22 protein-coding genes and 1 riboswitch are annotated in these 24,709 nt (G+C 73.0%); of the genes, 10 read left to right on the top strand and 12 right to left on the bottom strand.

Features of this window, described 5'->3' with window-relative positions; translation table 11 throughout:
• Nucleotides 1-92: 92 nt before the first annotated feature.
• Nucleotides 93-773: an LAETG motif-containing sortase-dependent surface protein gene (locus tag ACH4F6_RS33695; protein ID WP_397964170.1), complete on the bottom strand. Its 681-nt coding sequence runs from the start codon at nt 771-773 to the stop codon at nt 93-95.
• Between ACH4F6_RS33695 and ACH4F6_RS33690 the strand changes: the two genes are divergently transcribed.
• Nucleotides 733-1,146 carry a hypothetical protein gene (locus ACH4F6_RS33690; RefSeq protein WP_397964169.1) on the top strand — a complete coding sequence of 138 codons (414 nt, stop codon included), beginning with the start codon at nt 733-735 and terminating at the stop codon, nt 1,144-1,146. The two genes, ACH4F6_RS33695 and ACH4F6_RS33690, sit on opposite strands and share 41 nt — an antisense overlap.
• A 719-nt stretch (nt 1,147-1,865) precedes the next feature.
• On the opposite strand, the gene ACH4F6_RS33685 is transcribed toward ACH4F6_RS33690, so the two are convergent.
• Nucleotides 1,866-2,279 carry a chorismate mutase gene (locus ACH4F6_RS33685; protein WP_397964168.1) on the bottom strand — a complete coding sequence of 138 codons (414 nt, stop codon included), beginning with the start codon at nt 2,277-2,279 and terminating at the stop codon, nt 1,866-1,868.
• 257 nt (nt 2,280-2,536) lie between these two features.
• Here ACH4F6_RS33685 and guaA point away from each other — a divergent pair, with 257 nt between their 5' ends.
• Nucleotides 2,537-4,117, top strand: a complete 1,581-nt coding sequence (guaA, locus tag ACH4F6_RS33680; RefSeq protein ID WP_397964167.1) for a glutamine-hydrolyzing GMP synthase — start codon at nt 2,537-2,539, stop codon at nt 4,115-4,117.
• 12 nt (nt 4,118-4,129) lie between these two features.
• Here the strand turns inward: guaA and ACH4F6_RS33675 are convergent, their stop codons facing one another.
• A complete protein-coding gene (locus ACH4F6_RS33675) occupies nt 4,130-4,603 on the bottom strand; it encodes a pyridoxamine 5'-phosphate oxidase family protein (protein ID WP_397964166.1) in 474 nt (157 codons plus the stop codon).
• A gap of 80 nt (nt 4,604-4,683) precedes the next feature.
• On the bottom strand, nt 4,684-5,310 hold the full coding sequence (locus tag ACH4F6_RS33670; protein ID WP_397964165.1) for a hypothetical protein: 627 nt from the start codon (nt 5,308-5,310) through the stop codon (nt 4,684-4,686).
• 83 nt (nt 5,311-5,393) lie between these two features.
• Between ACH4F6_RS33670 and ACH4F6_RS33665 the strand changes: the two genes are divergently transcribed.
• From ACH4F6_RS33665 to ACH4F6_RS33655, 3 genes are all read left to right on the top strand, one after another.
• Nucleotides 5,394-6,215, top strand: coding sequence for a class II aldolase/adducin family protein (locus ACH4F6_RS33665; protein WP_397964164.1), 822 nt, complete (start codon nt 5,394-5,396; stop codon nt 6,213-6,215).
• A 335-nt stretch (nt 6,216-6,550) separates the two neighbouring features.
• On the top strand, nt 6,551-7,828 hold the full coding sequence (locus tag ACH4F6_RS33660; RefSeq protein ID WP_397964163.1) for a hypothetical protein: 1,278 nt from the start codon (nt 6,551-6,553) through the stop codon (nt 7,826-7,828).
• A 241-nt stretch (nt 7,829-8,069) separates the two neighbouring features.
• On the top strand, nt 8,070-8,597 hold the full coding sequence (locus ACH4F6_RS33655; RefSeq protein ID WP_397964162.1) for a DoxX family protein: 528 nt from the start codon (nt 8,070-8,072) through the stop codon (nt 8,595-8,597).
• Between the two features lie 78 nt (nt 8,598-8,675).
• On the opposite strand, the gene ACH4F6_RS33650 is transcribed toward ACH4F6_RS33655, so the two are convergent.
• Nucleotides 8,676-8,918 carry a hypothetical protein gene (locus ACH4F6_RS33650; RefSeq protein WP_397964161.1) on the bottom strand — a complete coding sequence of 81 codons (243 nt, stop codon included), beginning with the start codon at nt 8,916-8,918 and terminating at the stop codon, nt 8,676-8,678.
• On the bottom strand, nt 8,905-10,533 hold the full coding sequence (locus ACH4F6_RS33645; RefSeq protein WP_397964160.1) for a PspC domain-containing protein: 1,629 nt from the start codon (nt 10,531-10,533) through the stop codon (nt 8,905-8,907). The genes ACH4F6_RS33650 and ACH4F6_RS33645 overlap by 14 nt, the downstream gene beginning before the upstream one ends.
• Before the next feature lie 179 nt (nt 10,534-10,712).
• On the opposite strand from ACH4F6_RS33645, the gene ACH4F6_RS33640 reads away from it, so the two are divergent.
• Both ACH4F6_RS33640 and ACH4F6_RS33635 read left to right on the top strand, forming a co-directional pair.
• Nucleotides 10,713-11,996 carry a PspC domain-containing protein gene (locus ACH4F6_RS33640; RefSeq protein ID WP_397964159.1) on the top strand — a complete coding sequence of 428 codons (1,284 nt, stop codon included), beginning with the start codon at nt 10,713-10,715 and terminating at the stop codon, nt 11,994-11,996.
• Nucleotides 11,993-12,739: a LuxR C-terminal-related transcriptional regulator gene (locus tag ACH4F6_RS33635; protein WP_397964158.1), complete on the top strand. Its 747-nt coding sequence runs from the start codon at nt 11,993-11,995 to the stop codon at nt 12,737-12,739. Before ACH4F6_RS33640 ends, ACH4F6_RS33635 begins: the two co-directional genes overlap by 4 nt.
• Nucleotides 12,740-12,784: 45 nt before the next feature.
• On the opposite strand, the gene ACH4F6_RS33630 is transcribed toward ACH4F6_RS33635, so the two are convergent.
• Complete coding sequence (locus ACH4F6_RS33630; protein ID WP_397964157.1) at nt 12,785-13,420, bottom strand: hypothetical protein; 636 nt, start codon at nt 13,418-13,420, stop codon at nt 12,785-12,787.
• A 128-nt stretch (nt 13,421-13,548) separates the two neighbouring features.
• Entirely contained in the window at nt 13,549-14,616 is a 1,068-nt protein-coding gene (locus ACH4F6_RS33625) for an NlpC/P60 family protein (protein ID WP_397964156.1), read from the bottom strand.
• A 560-nt stretch (nt 14,617-15,176) separates the two neighbouring features.
• On the opposite strand from ACH4F6_RS33625, the gene ACH4F6_RS33620 reads away from it, so the two are divergent.
• On the top strand, nt 15,177-15,530 hold the full coding sequence (locus tag ACH4F6_RS33620) for a hypothetical protein (RefSeq protein ID WP_397964155.1): 354 nt from the start codon (nt 15,177-15,179) through the stop codon (nt 15,528-15,530).
• Here the strand turns inward: ACH4F6_RS33620 and ACH4F6_RS33615 are convergent.
• Complete coding sequence (locus ACH4F6_RS33615; RefSeq protein ID WP_397964154.1) at nt 15,508-16,482, bottom strand: tellurite resistance/C4-dicarboxylate transporter family protein; 975 nt, start codon at nt 16,480-16,482, stop codon at nt 15,508-15,510. The genes ACH4F6_RS33620 and ACH4F6_RS33615 overlap by 23 nt on opposite strands.
• A gap of 247 nt (nt 16,483-16,729) precedes the next feature.
• Nucleotides 16,730-17,914, bottom strand: a complete 1,185-nt coding sequence (locus ACH4F6_RS33610; protein WP_397964153.1) for an NlpC/P60 family protein — start codon at nt 17,912-17,914, stop codon at nt 16,730-16,732.
• Between the two features lie 7 nt (nt 17,915-17,921).
• Nucleotides 17,922-18,083: riboswitch (cyclic di-AMP (ydaO/yuaA leader) on the bottom strand.
• 536 nt (nt 18,084-18,619) lie between these two features.
• Here ACH4F6_RS33610 and pcrA point away from each other — a divergent pair.
• Nucleotides 18,620-21,106 carry a DNA helicase PcrA gene (gene pcrA / locus ACH4F6_RS33605; RefSeq protein ID WP_397964152.1) on the top strand — a complete coding sequence of 829 codons (2,487 nt, stop codon included), beginning with the start codon at nt 18,620-18,622 and terminating at the stop codon, nt 21,104-21,106.
• A gap of 101 nt (nt 21,107-21,207) precedes the next feature.
• Here pcrA and ACH4F6_RS33600 read toward each other — a convergent pair whose 3' ends face one another.
• Nucleotides 21,208-22,716: a peptidoglycan DD-metalloendopeptidase family protein gene (locus ACH4F6_RS33600; RefSeq protein WP_397964151.1), complete on the bottom strand. Its 1,509-nt coding sequence runs from the start codon at nt 22,714-22,716 to the stop codon at nt 21,208-21,210.
• A gap of 219 nt (nt 22,717-22,935) precedes the next feature.
• Nucleotides 22,936-23,817 carry an esterase/lipase family protein gene (locus ACH4F6_RS33595; protein WP_397964150.1) on the bottom strand — a complete coding sequence of 294 codons (882 nt, stop codon included), beginning with the start codon at nt 23,815-23,817 and terminating at the stop codon, nt 22,936-22,938.
• A gap of 368 nt (nt 23,818-24,185) precedes the next feature.
• Between ACH4F6_RS33595 and ACH4F6_RS33590 the strand changes: the two genes are divergently transcribed.
• Nucleotides 24,186-24,602, top strand: a complete 417-nt coding sequence (locus tag ACH4F6_RS33590) for a cobalamin B12-binding domain-containing protein (protein WP_397964149.1) — start codon at nt 24,186-24,188, stop codon at nt 24,600-24,602.
• Nucleotides 24,603-24,709: the final 107 nt, after the last annotated feature.

Raw genomic sequence — 24,709 nt, 5'->3', positions numbered from 1 at the left:
AAAACGGAACCGGTACACGAAAGAAGGGACCTGCGCCCCCCTCCGAGCGCAGGTCCCTCTCTCTCATGACGGCCACGGGGGCCTGTTCAGGCTTACGCCTCCGCCTTGCGGCGGCGCACCGCGAAGACCGCGCCCGCGCCGGCCACGACGGCGACGCCGCCGACCAGGCCGATCATCGGCAGGGCGGAGCTGGAGCCGGTCTCGGCGAGGCTGCCGGTGACCTGCGGGGTGGTGCTGCTCGGCTTGGTGTCCGTGACCGGGGCCTTGCCGCCTTCCTGCGGCTTGGTGCCGTCGGTGTCGGTGCCGGCAGCGACGATCTTGAACTTGTACGAGACCTCACCGAAGCCGGTGCAGTTCGCGTCGCCGTCGCCGTAGATCGTCGCGCCCAGGGAGAAGCCGGAGCCGACCGGGGCGGACGCCTTGACGTTGACGCGCAGCGGGATGTTCACCTCGTACTCGGGCTTCAGCTCGTCGGTGTAGCCGACGAAACCGACCGCGTAGCCGAACTCGTCCACGTTCTCCCAGACCTTGTCGTCCGGGTTCCAGGCCTGCAGCTGGACCTGCTCGCTCTCGAAGAGGTCCTCGCCCAGCTCGTCGGAGGAGGCCCCGGCGAGGAAGCTCAGGTCCTGCAGGGCGGAGTCGGAGTCGTTGTACACGTCCAGCGAGAACTTGTGCCAGCCGCTGCCGGCGGCGATCTTGCCCGGCAGGCCGGTGATGCTGACGTCGACCTTGGTGTCCTCGCAGATCGACGGCTCAGGGTCCGGCTCCGACACGGAGGGGCTCGGCGAGGGGGAGGTTCCGGTCGACTCCGACGCGGAGGCGCTCGGGGAGCCGGAGGTGGACTCCGACGCGGAGGCGCTCGGCGAGCTGGAGGTTCCGGTCGTCTCGGATGCGGAGGCCGACGCGGAGGCCGAGGCGTCCGGGGACGTGCTGGCGGAGGCGGAGGCGCTTGCGGAGGGAGACGCGGAGTCGGTGTCCGATGCGAACGCGGCCGGGGCGGAGAGCAGCGCCAGCGGCACTATCGCGGCCGTCGCGGCAGCGGCTGCCATGGCACGGCGAAGCTTCATGAAGACCTCAAGGAGTCCAGTGTGGAGGGCTCCGCGTGGGGCGCGGGTGTGGCCCTGTGTCGAGAGGTTCGATCAGTGAAGCCTGTGAAAGGTTGTACGAGCTCTCACAGAATTTTTATGTGGTCTGTGTCACGCGCGGAGAGGTGAGCGCTGACGGCCGGGGGTGCCGGCGTGCCGGCGGGCAGGGAGCGCGAGGCGCCGCCGGTGTTCCGGCGGGCGAAGGGCCCCGCGGGGCGGATCCGCGGGGCCCTTCCCTCTCGTCGGCACCGGCGTCAGGGCGGCGCCGGTGCCCGGGGCGGCGCCGGGGGGTCGCGCCGCCGGTCCGTGTCGAGCGCCCCCGTCCGCTCCGGGTCGCCTCCGGGGCGTGCGCGGGGCGCGCGGCCGGTCCGGGCTTTGGTGGTGGAGCGGGGCAGGGCGCCCACCGCGGTTCCTGTGGGTGCGGCGGGGCGCGATGCGGTCGTCCGTGGCGGAACTCGGGGCTTTCTCCGCGTCGTGCCGGACGGACGCGGCGGCCGCAACCGTTCGCCCCGGCCCGGGCGCGTTGTCGCCGTTCCGCCGGCCGACCCCGGGCGTCCCCGGGGCCGACCGTTCTCTTGGGTGACCGGGCTGCTGTCCCCTGCCGTCCGGTCACATCCCTGGAGCGAGGTCCCACGGCGCACGGCACGATCCGTACGCCTCATCGCCCCAGCGAGCCACGCGTGGTTCTTCCGGGCCCGCCCCTGGCTGGAACGGACACCGGGACCAACGAAGCCGTCCGGGAGCCGGTCACGCGCCGTACGGGTGAGACGCGGCCCGAACTCAGATGCGACCCCGGCACAGTTCGAGGAGCGTCATCGCGAGGGCCGTGCCCGGCCTGCCGAGGGCCTCGCTGTAGTGGCCGAGGATCTCCATCTCGCGGGAGAGGTTGACCCGGCGGCCCCCGGAGGTGATCCGGGCCTCCTGGACGACGGCGGAGACGGCCATCCGTTCCTGGATCAGGCCGATGATCCGGTCGTCGAGCGCGTCGATGCGTTCACGGGCGCCGGTGATCACGTCGGCGGCCTCGGGGGTGCGGGCGCCGGTCACGTCGAGAACGGTCATGGGGGTGCTCCTGTGGTGGTGGGTGGAGCGCCCCGGAACGGCAGGGCCCGGGAGAACGACAGGCGCCCCGGGCCTTGTCGGCCCGGGGCGCCTGGGAAGTCGCTCGGCGGTTCGCTCAAGCAGGACGACCATGGCAGCCGGCGGGCCGGGTGCCATAGGTAAAGAAGCAGGTCGTGTGCGTGAGCATGGGTCCAGTATGCACCGGCCGGGACCGGCGGCCAACGGCGTTCGGATCCTGAGACGGTCTCCGCGGGCCGGTCCGGGCACGCGTCCGGGGCCGCGGCGGGGGGCCCGGAGGCGGCGGTCTCCGGCGACGGGACCGTTCCGACGCTCACCTCGGTAGAATTGGCCAGCACAGAGACCCCGCCCCACACCGCCGGAAGGCTCCCGTGTCATCAGCGACTCCCGCTGCCGCCGCCCCCGACACCGTCCTGGTCGTCGACTTCGGCGCGCAGTACGCCCAGCTCATCGCCCGTCGAGTCCGCGAGGCCCGGGTCTACAGCGAGATCGTCCCGAGCACCACGCCGGTGGCGGAGATCCTCGCCAGGAACCCGGCGGCCATCATCCTCTCCGGCGGCCCCTCGTCCGTGTACGAGGAGGGCGCCCCCCGCCTCGACCGCGCGATCTTCGAGGCCGGCGTCCCCGTCTTCGGCATGTGCTACGGCTTCCAGCTGATGGCGCAGACCCTCGGCGGCACCGTCGACAACACCGGCGCCCGTGAGTACGGCCGCACCGACCTGCAGGTCTCCAAGGCGTCCTCCACCCTCTTCGAGGGCACCCCGGCCGAGCAGCACGTCTGGATGTCGCACGGCGACGCCTGCTCCGCCGCCCCCGAGGGCTTCTCCGTCACGGCGTCCACCGACGTCGTCCCGGTCGCCGCCTTCGAGAACGACGAGAAGAAGCTGTACGGCGTGCAGTACCACCCCGAGGTGATGCACTCCACGCACGGTCAGCAGGTCCTGGAGCACTTCCTCTACCGCGGCGCGGGCCTCACCCCCGCCTGGACCACGGACAACGTGATCGAGGAGCAGGTCGCCGCCATCCGCGAGCTGGTCGGCGACAAGCGCGCGATCTGCGGTCTGTCCGGCGGCGTCGACTCCGCCGTGGCCGCCGCGCTCGTGCAGAAGGCCATCGGCTCCCAGCTGACCTGCGTCTACGTCGACCACGGCCTGATGCGCAAGGACGAGACCGAGCAGGTCGAGAAGGACTTCGTGGCGGCGACCGGCGTGCAGCTGAAGGTCGTGGACGCGCAGGAGCGGTTCCTCGAGGCGCTCGCCGGGGTCTCCGACCCCGAGGAGAAGCGGAAGATCATCGGCCGCGAGTTCATCCGGGTCTTCGAGCAGGCGCAGGCCGAGATCATCGCGGACGAGGGACCGGCGGTCGAGTTCCTCGTCCAGGGCACGCTCTACCCGGACGTGGTCGAGTCCGGCGGCGGCACCGGCACCGCCAACATCAAGTCGCACCACAACGTCGGCGGCCTGCCCGAGGACCTCGAGTTCAAGCTGATCGAGCCGCTGCGCAAGCTGTTCAAGGACGAGGTCCGCATGGTCGGCCAGGAACTGGGCCTGCCGGAGGAGATCGTCCAGCGCCAGCCGTTCCCGGGCCCGGGCCTCGGCATCCGGATCGTCGGCGAGGTGACGAAGGAGCGTCTGGACCTGCTGCGCGAGGCCGACGCCATCGCCCGCGAGGAGCTGACGGCGGCCGGCCTCGACCGCGACATCTGGCAGTGCCCGGTGGTCCTGCTCGCGGACGTCCGCAGCGTCGGCGTCCAGGGCGACGGCCGCACCTACGGCCACCCGATCGTGCTGCGCCCGGTCTCCTCCGAGGACGCGATGACGGCCGACTGGTCGCGCCTGCCCTACGACGTGCTCGCGAAGATCTCGACGCGGATCACCAACGAGGTGCGGGACGTCAACCGGGTCGTCCTCGACGTGACCTCGAAGCCGCCGGGCACCATCGAGTGGGAGTGATCCCTCCCGGGGTCAGGTCCGCCTGAGAGCCCGCACCGGCTCTCCGGGCTTCCAGACCTGGGCGACCAGATACGCGTCGTCCTCGACGTAGGTCCGTACGACCTCCGTCAGCTCGGTGCGGAAGAGGTGGAACGGCTGCGGCGGTTCCACCTCTTTCACGTATCCGGCCTTGGCCTCCCCCTCCCCGACCTCGACGGCCCGCCCGCAGATCCGGACGTCACCGCCGCCCATGCCGGTGCCCTCCCCGGGATTGGCCTGGAGCGCGAACCGGGGGTCGCGGCGCAGGTCGAGCGCCTTGAGCGAGCCGGGCATCATGCCGAGCCACAGCTCGCCGTCCAGGAAACGGACCTCCAGGCCGCTGGTCCGCGGAGAGCCGTCCTTGCGCAGGGTCGCGAGGACATGGTGGGTGAAGGCGGCGAACCGCTCCTCGACGGTCCGCGCGAGGTCGGGTTCGGCGCGCACGAAGGCTGCCCAGTTCACAGTCATACGGGGAGTGTGACGGCGATACCCGACAGCCTCCGTCCGGTATTCCCGCGGACGCGGCGGTCAGACGGCGGACGCGGCGGTCAGACGGCGTACGGCACCGGCCGCACGTACCGCTCCCGGCCGTGCCCGTCCCGTACGAGCGCGCAGCCCCCCGCCGTGAGCCGCGCGGCGAGCTTCGCGCGACGGGACGCGTTGAGCCGCAGGGCTCCCAGCACGCCGAGCGGCAGCGCGACGGCGAGCGGGAGCAGGACGGCGTACTTGCCGGTCAGGACGGCCAGCAGCAGGAACAGCACCGCGGAGCCCCCGGCGATGACGCGGAGCCGGACCGGGTCGCCGGCCACCTCCAGGGCCTCGTAGCGGATGAGGGTGGTGAGGAGGTCGACGTCCGCCTGGGCCTCCGGGACCGGGGTGAGCGAGCCCAGGTACATCCCGGGGACGGGGCGGCCGGGGCCGGGGTCGGGGAAGGCCGCCGAGTTGGCGGCGGCCCGCTGCCGGGCTGCCGGGCCGGGGTCGCGGACCAGCTGCACGTGCACCACCCGCTGCCTGCCGACCAGCCGGACGCTCTCGTAGCGGAAGCCGTAGCACTCGGCCACGTACGCCAGCGCGCCGAACGTCTGCCACTCCGTGAAGGGATGGATGAGCTCGACGGTGTCGCGCGAGGCGATCTGCCGCATGAGGGAGGTGAGGTGACGATCGGCGAGTGACAAGACATGCTCCACAGGTGACGGAAATCGACATCTTTGCATAACGGCTCTGCCCTTTTGAGCTGACCAGCGGTACCTTCCGCCCCGTGAAGCAACCCAGTGCCGGAGGACCGACGCACGGTCCCACGCCGCCTGCCCCGCTGCCCACCGACCGGCTCCAGTTCGCCATGCCCCCGATGCACGAGTCGGTCGAGGACGAGCGGCGGCACCGCAAGGAACGGCTGGCGGGCGCGGTGCGGATCTTCGGACGGCTCGGCTTCGAGGACGGGGTCTCCGGGCACATCACCGCACGCGACCCCGAGTACAGCGACTGCTTCTGGGTCAATCCGTTCGGGGTGCCCTTCAAGCACGTCACCGTGAGCGACCTCGTGCTGGCCAACCGGGACGGGCAGGTCGTCGAAGGCCGCTACCACGTCAACCAGGCCGCCTTCACCGTCCACGCCCAGGTCCACGCCGCCCGGCCCGACGTCGTCGCCGTCGCCCACTGCCACTCGGTGCACGGGCGCGCCCTCGCCGCCCTGGGCGAACTGCTGGACCCGATCACCCAGGAGAGCTGCGCCTTCTACGAGGACCACGCCCTCTACGACGCCTACACCGGTGTCGCCGTCGACGCCGAGGAGGGCCGGCGGGTCGCGTCCGCGCTCGGCACCCACAAGGCACTCGTGCTGCGCAACCACGGGCTGCTGACCGTCGGCGACTCGGTGGACGCGGCGGCCTGGTGGTTCCTGTCGATGGAACGCTCCAGCCAGGTCCAGCTGACCGCCCGCGCCGTCGGCCGCCCGGTGCTCATCGACCACCGTGCGGCGGTGGCCACCCGTGAACAGCTCGGCGGCGACCTCGTGGCCTGGATCAACTACCAGCCGCTCTGGCGGGACATCAGCCGGAGCGAGCCGGACCTGCTGAGCTAGCCGTACTGGCCGGGCCGGTCGGCCGGGTCCGCGCGAGGAGACGGTCCGAGCCCGTGAGACGGCGGAGGCCACCGGTCGTGGAGCGGGCGCCCGCCCGTCGCCTGCGGCAGCGGATCGGCCCCTTCCCGCCGTCACACCGCGCTCGCGGCGAGATCCTCGCGACCGGGTCAACACGGCGGGCTCCTCATCACCCGCGCTGACCAGACCTGCCTCAGGCGAAGGGTGTGCCGTAGGGCACAATTCGTCGTCGTCGCAGGGGAGTTGTCCACAGGGTCGCGGCCCGGTTCTTCGGGGGCCGCCGGCCGTGAAGGTCGCGGGGAAGGCAGGCGTCGGTCATGGCGGTGCAGGAAGCGAGACAGGGGCCGGGGACGGCCGCGCACGAGGGCGGCTGCACCTGCGGGGACTGTCCGCACGGGGCACGCGAGGGGCATCGGCGGGCGGTCGCCGAGTTCCTGCTGAAGCGCGACGAGTTCGCCGCCGGGCAGGGCCTGCCGGCCGCCGTCGCCCACTCGGCCTCGGCCTCCCGCCAGTGGGTCTCCGAGGAACTCACCCAGTCCGCCGAACTCGTCGCCGAACGCGGCCGGGCCGAGGGCGACGCCTGGCTCGCCCGCCTGTGGACGCGTACGGCGGTCACGGTGTGGGCGGCGGTCGTCCTCCTGCTGCTCGTGCAGTCCCTCACCGCGATCGGCGCGGGCTGGACGACGGCCCGCACCGCCGGACTGCTCGCCGCGTTCGTCACGGCCGGAGCGCTGACCGTCGCCTCCTGGTTCCACCGGGCGCGCGGCGGTGCGCTCGCCCCCGTCATCGGCGAGGACAACCGCCTGTCCACCTCCCGCGCGGTCGCCGCCGGCTGGGTGCTGCTCGTCGCCTACGCCGTGCTGGTCCTGGCCGGCCGGCTGGCCGCCGCCTCCGGCCCGGCCGAACGCGACGCGCTGATCTCCGGCCTCGACCTCGCCCGTGGCGCGGGCGTGGTGACCGTCCTCGCCGTGGTCTGCGCGATCGCCGTGCTGGTGCGCCGGGTGGTCGGGCTGCGCGTCCTGGGCCAGCGGCTGCAGAAGGTCCGGGCGCACCGGCCCCGGGCCGCCGACCTGCTGACCGACGACTCGGGCCGCGGCACCTTCGCCGACATCCAGTACGTCGTCATCAGCGCCGTCGCCCTGGCCTTCGCCGCCGTACGTCTCGCCCGCCGCCCCGACCAGCTGCCCGACCTGCCCTGGGGGCTCGCCGTGGTGGTGCTGGTCTCGGCCGCGACCTACCTCGCCGGCAAGTACGCGGAGGGCGGCCGCCCCGTGATCCTGTCCGTCGTCCGCTCCCGGGAGGCCGGTGACCTGGACGCCCCGATCCGCACCGGCGACGACATCGAGATCCGCGGCGCCGGCTTCGTCCCGCCCGGCGCGCAGGCGGCCGACCGCCTCTCCCGCATGGTCGTCCGCATCGGCACGGTCCACGTCCACGTCCCCCTCGTCCCCGTCACCGGTGGCTTCAGCAACCCCACCGACGGGGTCCTGACCGTCCCCGTCCCCGCGGAGGTCGAACCGGGCCGGGTGGAGGTCCAGGTCGTGACGGCGGCCGGTGTGGAGACGAACCGGTACGCGATCGACGTGACGGAGTGAACGGAACGCGCCGAACGCGCGGAGCGGGAGAGTGAGCGAGCGGAGCCGCCGGTGCAGCCGGAGCCGCCGGTGCGGACGGAACAACCGCGGTGCCCGGAGCTGAGGGAGCCGACCGGGGCGGGAGCACCCTTTGCAGGGACATCCCTGGGCCAGTCCGGTCAACCGCTGAGCGCGCCTCCCCTTTCGTACGTAAGGTCTGCTGAGGGGTCCCACCACGTCGGGCGAGAGGCGACCACGGGCGATGACTCACAGCATGCGAACGGACACCCGCACCTCCTACCTCAACGGCGACCGTGACTGGCGGGACACCGCCACCCGGTACGCCCTTCTTCCCCTGCGCGTCTTCCTCGGCGTCACCTTCGTCTACGCCGGCCTCGACAAACTCACCGACGGAGCCTTCCTCGAGGCGAGCGGCGCCGGCTCCATCGGCGACACCATGCGTGCCGTCCGTGACTCCTCGGCCGTCCCGGCCCTGGTCGACTTCGCCCTGAAGAGCCCCACCGGCTTCGGCTACGCCATGGCCTTCGGTGAACTCGCCGTCGGCATCGGCGCCCTCCTCGGCCTCCTGACCCGCCTCGCCGCCTTCGGCGGCGCACTGATCTCCCTCAGCCTCTGGCTGACCGTGAGCTGGGCCTCGGACCCCTACTACTACGGCAACGACCTGCCGTACATGTTCTGCTGGGTCCCTCTCGCCCTGGCCGGGGCGCCCGTCCTCTCCCTCGACGCGATGTGGCGGGACAGGAAGCGACAGCGGGCGGACGGCTTCTAGGCGTTCCGGAGGCCGCACCGGCCCCCGCCGCGCAGGCCGGCAGGCGGGGTGGTCCGTCCCGACCCCTCGGGCCCCCGGTCAGGTCGCCGTGTCCGCACCCGGTGCGGCGGGAGTGCCCCGGTGCGGCCGTCGCCGTCCGCGCACGAGCCGGGCCAGTGCTCCCGTCGCCCCCGCCAGGCAGAGGCCGCCCACGATCATCGGGATCAGGGCGAACCACGGCGTCTCCCAGAGGCCGCCCGCGGCACCGGCGTAGACGACGCCCGCGAGGGCGAAGGCCGCACCGGCCACCAGCCGGCCCGGACGGAACTCATGACGCAGCACGGGCCACCTCCACCTGTCCCGCCCCGACCTGGAGGTCGAGGTCGATCGTCCCGGTGTCCTCGCCGCCCGACACCGGCGGCAGGGTCACCTCCTTGTACTGGCCCGGCTGCACGTCGACGTCCTTCTGGTCCTCACCCGGCAACTGGATGTCGCCCAGGCCCACGTCGATGGTCACCTTCACCGTCACGTCCGGTGGCACGATCACCCGCAGTCGGCCGAGCCCCACCTCGGCGTCGGTGCTCACCGTCCGCCCCTCGGCCGGCCGCAGCCGGGAGAGGTCCAGGGTGCCCTCGCCGGTGCCGAGGTCGTAGCCCTCGCGGACGTCCGCCACCGTCGTGGGCCGCCAGGTGGTGGTGGCCCAGTGCGTGGTGAGGTTCTCGGGCAGCGCGGCCGAGCCGGCCAGCAGGCCTGCCGTGACGATCGCCAACAGCACCGAGCCCGCGCCCGTACGCCCCAGGAAGGAGCTCACCGCGATGCCCACGCCCAGCACGATCAGAGCGGCGGCCAGGCCGGCCTGGAGACTGGTGCCCAGCGGGTGTTCGTCCCAGGCGATCCGGGTGGCGCCGCCGCCCGCGAGCACCGCGAGCAGGAACAGCCAGCCGCCGATCCAGCGGGGGCCACGCGGCTCGGCGGCCGGCCCGTGGACGGCGCGTATGCCGTCGCGGGTGCTCCTGTGGCCGGTGAGGCGTACGTCGATGAGGGAGTTGATGTCGGGGCGGGAGTCCTGGGGGCCCCACAGATAGCCCGTCCCGCCGTGGTGCGTGCCGTCCTTGACGATGGGGTCGCGCCACCAGGAGGGGTAGGCGGCCGGGACCGGCGGCGCCTGGGCCTCGGGTGGTGCGTCGGCGACGGCCTGGGCGGCGAGCGGGTCGGCGTCGGAGGCGTCCCGGTGTCTGGACCAGTACCCGGCGCCGGCCAGGAGGAGGGAGAGGACGACGGCGAAGGTCAGCACACCGCCGTTGTTCAGCATCGACAGGAACACCCCGCAGCCGACCAGCGCGAACAGCACGGCGGCGAGGGCCTGTCCGTCGACGCGGCCGGTCAGCAGCCTGCGCACCTCGTTCTCCCCGTCGTCGGAGAACGGGACGAAGAGCCAGGCGAAGCCGTAGAAGATCAGACCGAGGCCGCCGGTCGCGGAGAGCACGGCCAGGGTGATCCGGAAGACGACCGGATCCATGTCGCACTGCCGCCCGAGCCCCGCGCACACGCCGGCCAGCATCTTGTGCTCGCGGTCGCGGCGGAACCTGTGCGGCGGGCCGACGTCGGCGCCGGTGTCCCCGGACGGGTCGGACCGGCCGGTGTCCGCATGGCTGCCGGTGCCGGCGCCGGCGCGGGAGCCGGTCCTGGGCGTGGGGCCGGGCATGGTGCCGGCGCCGGCAGTGGTTGGCTCCTCGGTCACGTCCGCCCCTCCGGCCTTGCCCTGTCCCTCGGGCGCGCCCTGTTCTCCGGGCGCACCCGGCTCGCCGTGTTCCCCGCGTTCCCCGTGTGCGTCCGCCCGCTCGTGCGCGCGCGGTTCCTCACCCGCGGCGCCGGGGGCGCCGGGGGACGGGGTGGCCGCGTCGGGCGCGGTGTCCCCGTCGGGCACGGCGTCCGCGGCGTGCTGGTGATCTGTCATGGGTCCATGGTGGCGGGCGAGCCGCTCCGACGGCAGTCGGAACGACCCTGGTCGGACCCTGATATCGGCCCTGAGCCGCCGCCCGGGAGACGTTCGCCGTGCGAGGACGTCGAAGATCAGGGGCGTCTCGGGGGCAAACCCTGATGTCCCGGCCCGGCGGCCGTGTGACCATCGATGACATGCCGGAAGCCGCAGCAGCGCCACTCGTCGAACCGCGGCCGCCGCGCAAGCTCTACCGCAGCAGCGACGGTCGCTGGCTGGGTGGTGTGGCGCGGGGGCTCGCCGGGCATCTCGGGCTGCCCGTCGTGTGGGTGCGGCTCGTCTTCGTCGGTCTGTTCATGGCGGACGGCCTCGGCGCCCTGCTCTACGCGGCCTTCTGGTTCTTCGTGCCGCTCGGTGTCGGCGGCCAGAAGCCCCCCTCTCCCGTCGCCACCGAGATCGCGCCCGACGGCCGGCGCAGACTCGTGCCCCGCAAGCCGGACAAGGGCCAGATCGTCGCCCTGCTCCTCATGGTCGTCGTGGCCACGGTCTTCGTGGGCAACGTGAATCTGGGCAGCGGCGCCAAGGCGTACCTGATCCCCGCCGTTCTCGTCGGCGCGGGCGTCGCCCTCGTCTGGCGCCAGGCGGACAACGCCCGCCGGGCCCGCTGGGTCGAGGTCGGCCGCAGACGCCGTACGCTCACGCTGCTGCGCGCGGGCGCCGGTGTCCTGCTGGTCACCGCCGGCGTCTCCGGCATCTTCGTCCTGCAGGGCTCCGCCGCCCACCTGGGCTCGGTGCTCCAGGCCGCCCTCGCCGTCCTCGTCGGCATCACGCTGCTCGCGGGACCGTATCTCGTCCGTATGACGCAGGACCTCTCCGAGGAACGGCTGATGCGCATCCGGGCCCAGGAGCGCGCGGAGGTCGCCGCCCACGTGCACGACTCGGTGCTGCACACCCTCACCTTGATCCAGCGCAACGCGGAGAACGCGAACGAGGTGCGCCGCCTCGCCCGCGCCCAGGAGCGCGACCTGCGCACCTGGCTGTACAAGCCGGAGGGCACCGGCAAGGACGAGGCCGACGAACCGGCCACCCTGGCCGACGCGGTCCGGCGCAACGCCGCGGAGGTCGAGGACAAGCACGGCGTCCCCATCGAGGTCGTGGTCGTCGGCGACTGCCCGCTCGACGAGCGGACGGCCGCGCAGATGCAGGCCGCACGCGAAGCGATGGTGAACGCCGCCAAGTACGGTGGCGAGGGCGGCGCCGTGCAGGTCTACGCCGAAGTGGAGGGAAGGACGGTCTTCGTGTCGGTCCGGGACCGCGGCCCCGGGTTCGACCTCGACTCGATACCGGCCGACCGCATGGGCGTCAGAGAATCGATCATCGGCCGCATGGAACGCAACGGCGGCACGGCGCGGCTGCGGGCCGTGCCGGACGGCGGCACGGAGGTCGAGCTGGAGATGGAGAGGGCGGAGAAGACGTCATGAGCGACCCGACCGAGGCGAACGGAACGGCGGGAGCGGCCGGAGCGGCCGAGCCGGCGAAGGCCCCCGGCGGCGGCACGGGCGGACGCCGTGTGCGCGTGGTCCTCGTCGACGACCACCGGATGTTCCGCACAGGTGTGCAGGCCGAGATCGGCCGGACCGAGGAGACCGGCGTCGAGGTGGTCGGCGAGGCCGCGGACGTCGACCAGGCGGTCACGGTCATCACCGCGACGCGGCCCGAGGTCGTCCTGCTCGATGTGCACCTGCCGGGTGGCGGCGGCGTCGAAGTGCTGCGCCGCTGCGCCGCGTTGATGGCCGACGCCGAGCAGCCCGTGCGCTTCCTCGCCCTGTCCGTGTCGGACGCGGCGGAGGACGTGATCGGGGTGATCCGCGGCGGTGCCCGGGGCTACGTCACCAAGACGATCACCGGCGCCGATCTGGTCGACTCCGTCTTCCGCGTGCAGGAGGGCGACGCCGTGTTCTCGCCCCGCCTCGCCGGCTTCGTCCTCGACGCGTTCGCCTCCACCGACGCCGCGCCGGTCGACGAGGACCTCGACCGGCTCACCCAGCGCGAGCGCGAGGTGCTGCGCCTCATCGCCCGCGGCTACGCCTACAAGGAGATCGCCAAGCAGCTCTTCATCTCCGTGAAGACGGTCGAGTCGCACGTCTCGGCGGTGCTGCGGAAGCTTCAGTTGTCCAACCGGCACGAGCTGACGCGGTGGGCGACGGCACGGCGGCTGGTGTGACTCCGGACGCGGGTCGCTGACGTCCGGCCGCGGGAGGCCGGCGGCTCACCCGCGGTCCGCCGCCGGCGATCCGCGTCCGGGCACCCGCAGGGCCCACCGGTAGTGCCGTACCGCCTTCACCACGCCGATCAGGCCGGTCAGCCACAGGATCGTGCCGGTCCCCATGCCGAGGGCGATGTCGGCGTACGTCGACCCGGCCGCGTGCGCGCCGGCGGCGGTCGCGAAGGACGCCCACAGGCCGATCGCGGCGACGCCGAGGGAGGACAGCAGCCAGAAGAGGCTGAGGCCGGGGGAGCGCAGGCGGGCGTCGTGGAGGGGGTCGCTGTCCAGGGCGAGCCAGTCGTCGAGCAGTTGCCCCATCTGGTGCTCGCGGCGGACGGCGAGGGCGACGGCGACGACGGACGGGGTGAGGGCGGCGAGGCCGAGGAGCGCGAAGACCGGGCCGAGGAGGAAGCCCGTGGGGTCCCTCTCCTCGAACTGCTGCACGGGCAGGACCAGCAGCGACCAGCCGATGATCGCCGCGAGCGCCAGCAGCCACAGCAGCAGCACCCGGTGCACGCCGAGGCTGCGCCGGCGGAGCTCCTCCAGCGCCCGCGCCCGGTCGGCCAGGAGCGCCGACCGGTCCGGCCAGGTGCGGATGTGCGGCGGGGGAGGGGGAGGGGGCAGCGTGGCGCCGGGCATCGGGGCTCTCTCGGGCAGGCGGGGTGCGTGCGTGACGACGGAGTGCGCGGCGGTCCGTTGCCGCGCGCGCCGAACCTACCGCGTCAACGGCCCCGTGCCCTGCTCCGGTTGCCCTGCCGGGGCTGCCGTCACACCACCCGTGTCGCTCCCGCGTACGGCATCTCGTCCAGTGGCGCCACGCGTACCGGGGCCGACGGGTTCGGGGCGTGGATCATCCTGCCCCCGCCGATGTAGAGGCCCACGTGGGTGATGCCGGAGTAGAAGAACACCAGGTCTCCCGGGAGGAGTTCGGAGCGGGACACCCGCCGGCCGGCGTCGATCTGCGAGTAGGTCGTGCGCGGCAGGGAGACGCCGGCGGAGCGGTAGGCGGCGAGGACCAGGCCCGAGCAGTCGAAGGCGTCCGGGCCGGTCGCGCCCCACACGTAGGGGCTGCCGAGCTTGGAGTAGGCGTAGGAGACGGCGGCCGCCGCACGCGCGTCGGAGGCGGCCGCGGAGCCGGGGACGGGGAGGTCGTCGCGGCCGCCCGCCGAGGCGCGCGAGGCGCGGGCGCCGTCTCCGCCGGTGTCCCCCTGGATCCGGGCGCGTTCCGCGGCCGTCAGCCGGGACAGCAGACGGCGTGCGGCGTCCAGCTTGCCGGTGATGGTCTCCTTGTGCCGCTTCAGCTCCGCCCGGCGTGCCGCGAGGGAGGTCAGTTCCAGGCGGGCGGCGCCCCGCAGCTGCTCGATCTCGCGGAGTTGCCTGCGGACGCGGGTGACGGCGGCGGACTGCCGGTCGCCGGCGCGTTCGGCGAAGGCGGCGCCGTCCAGGTACTGGTCGGGGTCGTCGGAGAGCGCCAACTGCATCGCGGGGGCGAGTCCGCCGCTGCGGTACTGCGCGGCCGCCATGGAACCCAGTTCCTCGCGGGCCGAGTTGAGCCGTGCCTCCTTGCGGGCGGCCTCGTCCCGCAGGGACTTCAGACGCTGTTCGGCGGCCGTCGCCTTCTCCTGGGCGCCGTTGTACTTCTCGGTGGCGGCCTCCGCCTCCTGGTACAGCTTGTCCACCTTGGCCTTCACCTGCGCCGGTGTGGGGTCGGGCGCGGCGTGGCCGGTTCCGTCGAAGCCCGCCGCGCCCGCCGCTCCGGCGAGGGCGATCGTGGCCGCCGTGCGGACGGTACGGCCGCCCAGCGAGCGCTGTCGGGGCTTGCGGTGCGCTGCCACGTGGACTGCACGTCCTTTCGTACGACCGCCTCGTCGGTACGGCCGTCGGAGGGCCGGGCCCGGGTGGGCCCGTGCCCGCCGGGGGAGCGGACGGACGTACGGCCGCGGGGCGCGGCTGACGCGTCCGGCGGCGGCCCGCACACGGGAGCGGGACGCCGCCGGACTTCTCGGCGGTGGTGGCCGACTGCCGCCCCTGGTCCGGGCGGCGGTGGGGAGCCGGTCACCTGGGGGAGGACGCTAGGCCCGTCGGTGTCGGGTCGGTAACGGAATGTGCGGAAGTGACCCGAGGGGGTTGCCGGGTGACCGGTTGTGTCCGGCGATCCGGTCCGCAGGCGTCGGCTTCGGACGGCGCGTTGACCGATGCGGTGGATTCGGGTCACATCCGGACGCCCGGGTGCTATGGGTCGCATATATGCACTGCCCCGAGGGGTGCACGCGCGCGCCGAGCCCCCTCCTGCCGCGATGCCCGCCGTACGCCCGTGCCCTCGATGCCCTCGGTGCCGTCACGGGGGTGGGCCGGTGTCGGGCGGGACCGGCCCGGCTGGCTAGCATCCGGCCTCATGGACGTACTCATCCATCTTTTCGTCGGCCTGCACATCATCGGCATCGCCGCGCTGCTGGGCGGCTTCCTCACGCAGATGAAGGCGATGGGCCGGGGCACGGCCCGCTTCGTCCCGGCGATGCTGCACGGCGCCCTGACCATGCTGGTCACCGGCGTGATCCTGGTGGGCCTCAACCAGGCGGACGACCAGCAGGTCGACAACATCAAGATCGGCGTGAAGCTGGCCCTGCTGATCGTGATCCTCGGACTCGTCTACGTGAAGCGGGACGACGAGAAGGTGGAGAAGCCCCTCTTCGGCCTGGTCGGCCTGTTGACCGTGGCCAACGTTTTCATCGCGGTGCTCTGGACCTGACGGACGCGCGAGCGGCCAGGAGCGCCCCCGCGGCGACGGCCAGCCAGGCGGCCACCGCGATCCACAGCAGCACCTCCCCGGGGCGGCTCAACCACGGGACGTCCACGGCGGTGGCGACGGACAGCATCGCCACCGCCGTCATGCCCATCGGGAACACGGTCGACCAGCGGCGCGCGTCATAGCGCGGCCGCGGCCACCGCGCCTCGGCGAACAGCAGGACGACGTAGCAGGTCAGGTCGAGGATCATCAGGCCGACGGTCATCGTGCGCAGCGCGTCGGTGTCGTCGTCGTTCCACAGGTACAGGCCGCCGCCCTCGGCCCCCAGGAGCATCGCGCCCGCCACGGCCGAGATGGCGAGCGCACCGCCCGCCACCCAGTGGTCCCCGGCGCCCCGGGCCACCTGCCGCGGGTCGAAACGGGCCAGCGCGACGACGTAGAGCACCAGGCCGAGCCAGAACAGCGCGAGTGCGGTGTGCGCGAGCCAGGCCGCCGCCTCGGCGCGGGCGAGGACGGCGCACAGCACGGAGAGTCCCTGGGTGGCCACACAGCACAGGAACACCGACCCGGGCATGCGCCGCTCCCAGTGCCGCAGCACGCTCGCCGTCGGCACCGGCCACAGCACGGCGGCCAGCGCCAGCAGCGCCTCGGCGAGCGGGTGCCGGCCGAGCGCGGAGACCCGCGTGCCGAGCACGGTGGTCGCCGCGACGGCCGTGAGCCCCACCGGCGTGGCCGCCTCGCCCCGCCATCGCGCGGGCTCCCACAGCAGGCGCAGGACGAAGCCCGCCGCCGGCGCCACCCAGGCGGCGGCCGTCAGCGCGAGGGCGATCCCGGAGAGCACCTCGTACCCCGTCAGGTGCAGGCCGAGAGACAGGACGCCGGTCGCCATCGCAGCGGCCCCGGCCGCCGGCGGACGCCGCGCCCACCGGGCGCGAAGGGAGGAAGAGCGGGGCATGCGGCCGATGCTAAGGAGCGCCGGGCGGCTCGCGCGGGGGCACGCGCGCGGGGACGAGGAAATACGCGCGGGCGCAGGACACGGAGCGGGGACGCGCGGCTGTGGCGCGAGCCCCCGTCTCCGCCTCCTCCGTGCCCCGGCCCTCGCCCGGGCGGGAAGGCCCGGCCGCGAAACGTGCCTCCACGCGCGCGTGCCCCGTGACGACCGGGGCCCCGCTCGGGCGGTCCCCGGCCCGCCGGGCGGCCGCTCAGGCCGGCCGCACCACGCTGTGGATCGACGACTCGCCGTCGTAGTACACCGACTCCTCGCGGACGTACGCCCCCGGCTTCGGGGCGTGGATCATCATGCCGTTGCCGATGTAGACGCCCACGTGGGTGACGTCGTCGTAGAAGAAGATCAGGTCGCCCGGCAGGGCGTCGGCGAGGGAGACGGTGGTGCCCGCGTCGACCTGGTCGTACGTGGTGCGCGGAAGGGTGACGCCGGCGGCCTTCCAGGCGGCCTGGGTGAGACCGGAGCAGTCGTACGACTCGGGGCCCGTGGCGCCCCAGACGTAGGGCTTGCCGATCTGGGCGCGCGCGAAGGCGAGCGCCTTCTCGGCCTTGGTGGCGTACGAGGCGTCGGAGGACGAGGGCGACGAGGGCGACGACGAGGACGTGTCCGTGCCCGGCGAACCGCCCGTGGCCGACGAGCCGTCGCTCCCCTGCTGGGCGGCCGCCGCCTCGGCTGCCTGCTGCTGTGCCAGTTCCGCCGCCTTGCGGGCGGCCTCCTGCTGCTTCCGCTTCTCGATCGCGGCGAGCCGCGCCTTCTCCTCCGCCGTCAGCTGGGACAGCAGCGCGCGTGCGGTGCTGAGCTTCTTCTGGACGGTGGCCTTGGCGGTCCTGAGGTCGTTCTGCGAGTCGGTGAGCGTCTCGAGGCTCTGCGAGGCCTCCTGACGCTTCTTCATGGTCTGCGACTGCTGGGTGACGTAGTCGTCGACCGCGCTCTTCTGGCGTTCGGTCAGCCGGCCCATCAGCTGCGTCTGGTCGAAGTAGTCCTGCGGGGTGTCCGCGAGCAGGAAGGTCGCTGTCTCGGGGGCGGAGGCGCCGGTGCGGTACTGCGCGGCGGCGAAGGAACCCAGCTGCTCCCGTGCTTCGTTGAGCTCCTGGGCGCGCTGGGCCACGTCGTCGAGGAGGGAGTCGACGCGCTTGCGCTGCTTGGTCGTCTTCTCCTTGGCGGCGTTGTACTTCTCGGTCGCCGACTCCGCCTGGCGGTAGAGGTCGTCGACCTTCTTCTCGACCTCCTCCAGGCTGGGCTTGTCGTCGGTCGAGGGCGCGGCGTTGGCCGTCTGGGAGAGCAGGGCCACCGAGGTGAGGGCGGCGGTGGCGAGGGCGGGTCTGCGTATGCCTGCCACGCGCGTGCCCGCGGGGCGCGGCTTGCGGTGCTGCGACGCCAAGGGAGGCGACTCCTTCCATCGTCCGCCTACCGGGTTAGCTGTCGGGTTCGGGCGGGTGGTTCGGAAGGGTTGCCCTACGGCCTCTCCCCGGGAGGGGAGTCGGGCCGATTCACCCCGGGTTCTCGGTGGGTCCCCGGCTCCGGCTGCCGCGAGGGGGCGCGCCGGACTCGGCGGAGGCCGCGCGGCCCGGCGAGGTTCGCCGGTGGGGGTCGTACGGCCTGCCCGGCACGGTAGCCAACTCGTGTGGTCCCTGTGAAGGTTGATGGGTGATATGCCCGATACATTTTCGTGACCTTCGGTCAGGGGTTCGCGCCCGCTCAACGCTCTGTGGCGTTGGGCGGGGATATGTCCGTATGTGTTCCCGGGTGGTGACGCCCGCCGCTTCGGGCCCGGGCCCCCTTTCGGCTGTGGTCGGCGCCCGCGCGTGCCGGACCTTCGGTCACGCATCGTGACGGCTCGTACCGGGGGCGGGAAACCGCCCGGGGCGCCCGGAGGGCCCCGGAGCCTCCGGAGGACCCCGAAGGCTCCTGGAGGGCCGCAGAGGCCGCACAGGCTCCGGGAGAGGCCCCGAGGGCGCCTCCGGGCCCCGGAGGCGCCCTCGGGGGCCTCTCCGGCCGTCCGCCCGCTCCCGGACCGCTTCCGGAGACCGGGATGTTTTCGGGACCGCCGCGGGTTGTCGGTGGGGCACCCTAGACTCGGAGAGCGATGAGCAGCCTCTTTGACGACAGCTTCCTGGCGGACCTCCAGGCCCCTCGCGGCCACGAGGAGGAACCGCCGCCGCCCGACGACGATCACGCTCCGGAGCCGCTTCCGGACGATCTGTTCGGCGGGAAGTTCGACGTGCCGCCGGACAGGGACGCGTACTACCGCGACGGCGCCCCGCGCCCGGTGATCGACGCGGCCGCGCTCCTGGAAGGGCTCAACGACAACCAGCGCGCCGCCGTCGTCCACTCCGGCACCCCGCTGCTCATCGTCGCCGGCGCCGGCTCCGGCAAGACGCGCGTGCTCACCCACCGCATCGCCCACCTGCTCGCCGAGCGCCACGTCCACCCGGGCCAGATCCTCGCGATCACCTTCACCAACAAGGCCGCGGGCGAGATGAAGGAGCGCGTCGAGCAGCTCGTCGGCCCGCGGGCGAACGCGATGTGGGTGATGACCTTCCACAGCGCGTGCGTGCGGATCCTGCGCCGCGAGTCCAAGAGGCTCGGCTTCACCTCGTCCTTCTCGATCTACGACGCCGCCGACTCCAAGCGCCTGATGGCCCTGGTCTGCCGCGACCTGGACCTCGACCCGAAGCGCTTCCCGCCGAAGTCCTTCAGCGCCAAGATCAGCAACCTGAAGAACGAGCTGATCGACGAGGAGGACTTCGCCGCCCGGGCCGCCGACGGCTTCGAGAAGACCCTCGCCCAGGCCTACGCGATGTACCAGTCCCGGCTGCGCGAGGCGAACGCGCTGGACTTCGACGACCTGATCATGACGACGGTCAACCTGCTCCGGGCGTTCCCCGACGTCGCCGAGCACTACCGCCGCCGCTTCCGGCACGTCCTGGTCGACGAGTACCAGGACACCAACCACGCCCAGTACGCCCTCGTCCGCGAGCTCGTCGGCACCTTCGAGCGTCCCGCCGACGCACCGCCCGGCGCCGACGACGTCCCGCCGGCCGAGCTCTGCGTCGTGGGTGACGCCGACCAGTCGATCTACGCCTTCCGCGGCGCGACCATCCGCAACATCCTCCAGTTCGAGGAGGACTACCCGGACGCGACGACGATCCTGCTGGAGCAGAACTACCGCTCGACGCAGACGATCCTCTCCGCGGCCAACGCGGTCATCGAGCGCAACGAGTCCCGCCGTCCCAAGAACCTGTGGACCAACGCGGGCGCGGGCGCCCGCATCACCGGCTACGTCGCCGACACCGAGCACGACGAGGCCCAGTTCGTCGCCGACGAGATAGACCGCCTCACCGACGCGGGCGAGGCCAAGGCCGGCGACGTCGCCGTCTTCTACCGGACCAACGCCCAGTCCCGTGTCTTCGAAGAGGTCTTCATCCGCGTCGGCCTGCCCTACAAGGTCGTCGGCGGCGTCCGCTTCTACGAGCGCAAGGAGGTCCGGGACGTCCTGGCCTACCTGCGGGTCCTGGCCAACCCGGAGGACTCGGTCCCGCTGCGCCGCATCCTCAACGTCCCCAAGCGCGGCATCGGCGAGCGCGCCGAGGCGATGATCGACGCCCTGTCCCAGCGGGAGAAGATCAGCTTCCCGCAGGCGCTCAAGCGCGTCGACGAGGCGTACGGCATGGCGGCGCGCTCCACGAACGCCGTGAAGCGGTTCAACGCGCTGATGGAGGAACTGCGCACGATCGTCGAGTCGGGCGCGGGACCGGCCACGGTCCTGGAAGCGGTGCTCGAGCGCACCGGCTACCTCGCCGAGTTGCAGGCCTCCACCGACCCGCAGGACGAGACCCGGATCGAGAACCTCCAGGAACTCGCCGCCGTCGCCCTGGAGTTCGAGCAGGAGCGCGGTGAGGGCGAGTCGGTCGGGCTGGCCGAATTCCTCGAGCAGGTGGCCCTGGTCGCCGACTCCGACCAGATCCCCGACGAGGACGAGGACGGATCCGGCGTCATCACCCTGATGACCCTGCACACCGCCAAGGGCCTCGAGTTCCCCGTCGTGTTCCTGACCGGCATGGAGGACGGCGTCTTCCCGCACATGCGCGCCCTCGGCCAGACCAAGGAGCTGGAGGAGGAACGCCGCCTGGCCTACGTCGGCATCACGCGCGCGCGGGAGCGGCTGTACCTGACGCGGTCCGCGATGCGCAGCGCGTGGGGGCAGCCGTCGTACAACCCGCCCTCCCGGTTCCTGGAGGAGATCCCGGCGACGCATGTGGACTGGAAGCGGACGGGGGCGACCGCGCCCGTCTCCTCGGGTCCGGTCTCGGGGGTGGCGGCGTCGCTGTCCTCGTCCCGCTCCCGGTCCTCGGCCGCCGGCGCCTCCGGCTTCGCGACGCGCCGGGGCGGCGCGGCCGAGAAGCCGGCCGTCTCGCTGGCCGTCGGCGACCGCGTCACGCACGACCAGTTCGGGCTGGGCACGGTCGTGGCGGTGAAGGGCACCGGCGCCAACGCCGAGGCGACGATCGACTTCGGCGACACCAAGCCCAAGCGGCTGCTGCTGCGGTACGCGCCGGTGGAGAAGCTCTAGCCCCGCGTTCCCGGCCGGTCACGCGCCGGGCCCCCGCCCGAACGGCGGGGGCCCGGCGCGTGGATCAGGACGCGGAAAGGGGGTACACGGAATCCGGTGGATCAGGTCGGGTCGATGCCGTGGCTGCGCAGCCAGGACAGCGGGTCGATCGACGAGCCCCCGCCCGGACGGACCTCGAAGTGCAGGTGCGGGCCGGTCGAGTTGCCGGAGTTCCCGGAGTACGCGATCGGGTCGCCGGCCTTCACCGTCGTCCCCGAGGAGACCCGGTAGCTGGAGAGGTGGCAGTACCAGGTCTCCGTGCCGTCCTTCGCCGTCACGATCATCATGTTGCCGTAGGCGCTGTTCCACTGGGTGCGGACGGTGCCGTCGGTGGCGGCCATGACCGTGGCGCCGTAGGAGACCGGGAAGTCGATGCCGGTGTGCTGGGACATCCAGTTGATGCCGGACTGGCCGTAGTAGGCGCTGAGTCCGTGCTGGGCGACCGGGAGGGCGTACTTGGGGCGCAGCCGCTCCTTGCGGGCCGCCTCCGCCGCCGCCTTCTTCTTCTCGGCTTCCTGCTGCGCCTTGAGGTCGATGCGTTCCTGCGTCCGGCTGGCGCGGTCGGCGAAGTCGTCGGCCTCGGCGGTGAGGGTCTGCAGCTGGGCGTCCAGCTTGTTGTTGGCGGCCGAGGGCTTCACCGCCTGCGCGTCCGAGGCGGTCGCCGTCGTGTCCTTGTCGTCGCCGCCGGCCAGGGGTCCGACGGAGGCGGCGGCGATGCCGGCGACGCCCATCACGCAGGCCGAGGGCACGGCCACCGTCAGCAGCGCGGAGCGCTTCGGGGGCGTACGGCGCCGGGACCGGCCGGCGTTGCGGGCCGCGGCACGGGAGACCGGGGCCGGAGCGGACTCCTCCTGGTCGTCGAGGAGGGGGAGCGCGGAGACGGCGGGCAGTTCGCCGGTGGCGGCCGACTCGCCCTCGCCCTCGGGGTGGTCCTCGTGGGCGGCGGACTCGTCGTGGGCGGCCAGGTCGAAGGCGCCCGGCTCGAAGGTGGCGGTGGGCTGCTGGTCGAAGGGCACCTCGGCCGGCTGCTCGTACTCGTCGGGGCCGGGGGCGCCGTCGGTGTTCCACTGCGTGGCGTCGTAGGCGCCGGTGTCGAAGGCCTGTGCTCCCCAGTCCCACTGCTGGGTCTGGTCGGCGGGCCCGCCGGACGGGTCGGGCTGGAGCCAGGCTCCGGCGTCCCACTGCCCGCTGGCGTCGACCGCGGGCGCCTGGTGCGGGATGGACGCCAGGTGCTGCTGACCCGTGGTCCACGCGGTCGCGTCGTAGGCGCCCGTGTCGTAAGCGGCGTGGTGCTGGGCCGCGTACGGGTCGTAGGCGAGGGTCTGGTGGCTGCCCGTGGACCACTGTCCGGAGTCGTACGAGCCCGTGGAGGCGCCGTCGTCCGGGAGGCCGCCGAACAGGGGGTCGGCCGCGAAGTGGCCGGTGGCGTGGGCGCCGTCGCCGTAGGCGTCGTAGCCGGTGAAGTCGCCGTACTGGGCTTCCTGGGAGTCGTGCGACGCGTAGTGCGCCGGGTCGGCGTCGGAAGCCGGGGCCGGGGTGGTCATGGTCCCCGACGGGTGACGATCGTTCACCAACTTCTCTCTCGCCTCGACAACAGGGGCTGCCAGAGCAGTGCGGCGACTGTACCCGGCGGTATGCGGGCGCGACAATCTTCGGCAGGTTTCACGCTCGCGTGAAAGGGGCAATCGGCCCTGTTTCGGGGGAGGGTGGACGCGACCTTGGCCCTATGTTCGAAGAGTGTTCGATATGGGAGCGGTTGTCAGGGGCGTTCGGAGCGTCGCGGGGACGTCTCAGGCCACCGTCAGGTCGTCGTTCTGCGCGGCGGACCGGGCGGCTTGCGTCCAGTCGGTGTCGAGCGCCTGCCGTATGCCGGTCGCGACGGCCGGGTGCACGGGCAGGGCGAGATGACCGATGCCGCTCACCTGGACGTTCTCGGCGAGCAGGTCCGGGTGATCGATGCGGGCCGCCTCCAGCGGCACCATCAGGTGGTCGAGGTCGCTCCAGAAGCTGACGAAGCGCGTGCGGCAGCCGGCCGCGGGCCGGGACAGTTCCTCGATGACCTGCGAGCCGGGGCGCATCTGCCGCACGATCGGGTGCGCGTTCGCCAGCGGAGCCACCCGGGTGCCCCCGTGCGGGGTGCCGAGGGTGACCAGCGTCCGCACGCGGGCGTCGCCGCCCAGCCGCTGCACGTAATAACGGGCGATCAGTCCGCCGAGGCTGTGCCCGACGACGTCGACCCGGCTGCTGCCGGTGCGCTCGCAGATCTCCTCGATGTGCCGGCCCAGCAGCTCGGCCGCTATGCGGATGTCGCAGGTGAGCGGTGAGTAGTTGAGCGACTCCACCCGGTGCCTGCCGTGCTGGGCGAGGCTGCGGCGCAGCAGGACGAAGACCGAGCGGTTGTCGATGAAGCCGTGCAACAGGACCACCGGCGGCGTGGCCCGGGTGGGCAGCCGTGCCGGATCCTCGGCGCCGCCCTCGTCGGGCAGCGCGGGAACGGCCGGTCCGCGCCGCTCCTGGATGATGCCGGAGGGGTACAGCAGCAGGTGGCCGGCGAGGATCGCCAGGTCGAGCGCCGTGGCCTTCAGGAGGGTGACGGAGAGCCCCGCCAGGCTGGTCGGCCACAGGCGCCGGCAGTACGGAAGAAGCGGCTCCACCATCCGTGTGACCTGCATGGCCGACCTCCTGTCGGCACCCCGGGGACGCCTCTGTCCCCCGTGCCCTCGTGGCAGTCGCGGCAGAGGCCGGCGCTCTGTGCCGATGCGCCGTACCGCCGCGGCGCGCGGCCTGCGGCGCGGTGGTACGGCGACCTCGTTGCGGCTCCCGTGTGCGCGTGTTCCCCCCGAGTTCCCCCTGAGGGGAGAAGGAACCGCACGCGGTGAACGTGTCCCACTGTGTGATTTCCCCCTCGGTCCGCACCGCAAAACCGCCGGTTGCGGGATGCTGGCGATAACGTTCGTTCACTTCCCCGGCCGGTGTGGTGGTACCTCTCGGTACGCAGGGAATCGGTACGGATGGATGTAGTCGCTTCATGGAGGCAGTGATGGGTGTGGCAGCCGGTCCGATCCGCGTAGTGGTGGCCAAGCCGGGGCTCGACGGCCACGATCGCGGCGCCAAGGTGATCGCGCGGGCGTTGCGCGACGCCGGTATGGAGGTCATCTACACCGGGCTTCACCAGACCCCCGAGCAGATCGTCGACACGGCGATCCAGGAGGACGCCGACGCGATCGGCCTGTCCATCCTCTCCGGGGCGCACAACACGCTCTTCGCCGCCGTGATCGACCTCCTCGAGGAGCGGGACGCGGCGGACATCCTCGTCTTCGGCGGGGGGATCATCCCCGAGGCGGACATCGCGCCGCTGAAGGAGAAGGGCGTCGCGGAGATCTTCACGCCCGGCGCGACGACGGCTTCCATCGTCGACTGGGTGCGGGCGAACGTACGGCAGCCCGCCGGGGCGTAGGCGCGGTCGGTCGCGCGGGTGGTCCGGGGCGGGCGGCCCGCGGGGCCGGCCCCCCCCCCCCCCCCCGCCCACCCCCGCCGGGGCCCCCCCCCCCCCCCGCGGGCCCG

It is taken from the genome of Streptomyces sp. NPDC017936 (assembly GCF_044328485.1).
GTDB lineage: Bacteria > Actinomycetota > Actinomycetes > Streptomycetales > Streptomycetaceae > Streptomyces.
The sequence above is the reverse complement of the archived record's forward strand: the minus strand, read 5'-3'. Positions and strand labels throughout refer to the sequence as shown.

What these genes read in the sequence shown, in the direction of transcription:
- ACH4F6_RS33685 (WP_397964168.1), bottom strand. Translation starts at nt 2,279, where the DNA reads ATGGTCGTCCTGCTTGAGCGAACCGCCGAGCGACTTCCCAGGCGCCCC.
- ACH4F6_RS33675 (WP_397964166.1), bottom strand. Translation starts at nt 4,603, where the DNA reads ATGACTGTGAACTGGGCAGCCTTCGTGCGCGCCGAACCCGACCTCGCG.
- ACH4F6_RS33660 (WP_397964163.1), top strand. Translation starts at nt 6,551, where the DNA reads ATGGCGGTGCAGGAAGCGAGACAGGGGCCGGGGACGGCCGCGCACGAG.
- ACH4F6_RS33655 (WP_397964162.1), top strand. Translation starts at nt 8,070, where the DNA reads ATGACTCACAGCATGCGAACGGACACCCGCACCTCCTACCTCAACGGC.
- ACH4F6_RS33645 (WP_397964160.1), bottom strand. Translation starts at nt 10,533, where the DNA reads ATGACAGATCACCAGCACGCCGCGGACGCCGTGCCCGACGGGGACACC.
- ACH4F6_RS33640 (WP_397964159.1), top strand. Translation starts at nt 10,713, where the DNA reads ATGCCGGAAGCCGCAGCAGCGCCACTCGTCGAACCGCGGCCGCCGCGC.
- ACH4F6_RS33635 (WP_397964158.1), top strand. Translation starts at nt 11,993, where the DNA reads ATGAGCGACCCGACCGAGGCGAACGGAACGGCGGGAGCGGCCGGAGCG.
- ACH4F6_RS33630 (WP_397964157.1), bottom strand. Translation starts at nt 13,420, where the DNA reads ATGCCCGGCGCCACGCTGCCCCCTCCCCCTCCCCCGCCGCACATCCGC.
- ACH4F6_RS33620 (WP_397964155.1), top strand. Translation starts at nt 15,177, where the DNA reads ATGGACGTACTCATCCATCTTTTCGTCGGCCTGCACATCATCGGCATC.
- ACH4F6_RS33615 (WP_397964154.1), bottom strand. Translation starts at nt 16,482, where the DNA reads ATGCCCCGCTCTTCCTCCCTTCGCGCCCGGTGGGCGCGGCGTCCGCCG.
- pcrA (WP_397964152.1), top strand. Translation starts at nt 18,620, where the DNA reads ATGAGCAGCCTCTTTGACGACAGCTTCCTGGCGGACCTCCAGGCCCCT.
- ACH4F6_RS33595 (WP_397964150.1), bottom strand. Translation starts at nt 23,817, where the DNA reads ATGCAGGTCACACGGATGGTGGAGCCGCTTCTTCCGTACTGCCGGCGC.
- ACH4F6_RS33590 (WP_397964149.1), top strand. Translation starts at nt 24,186, where the DNA reads ATGGGTGTGGCAGCCGGTCCGATCCGCGTAGTGGTGGCCAAGCCGGGG.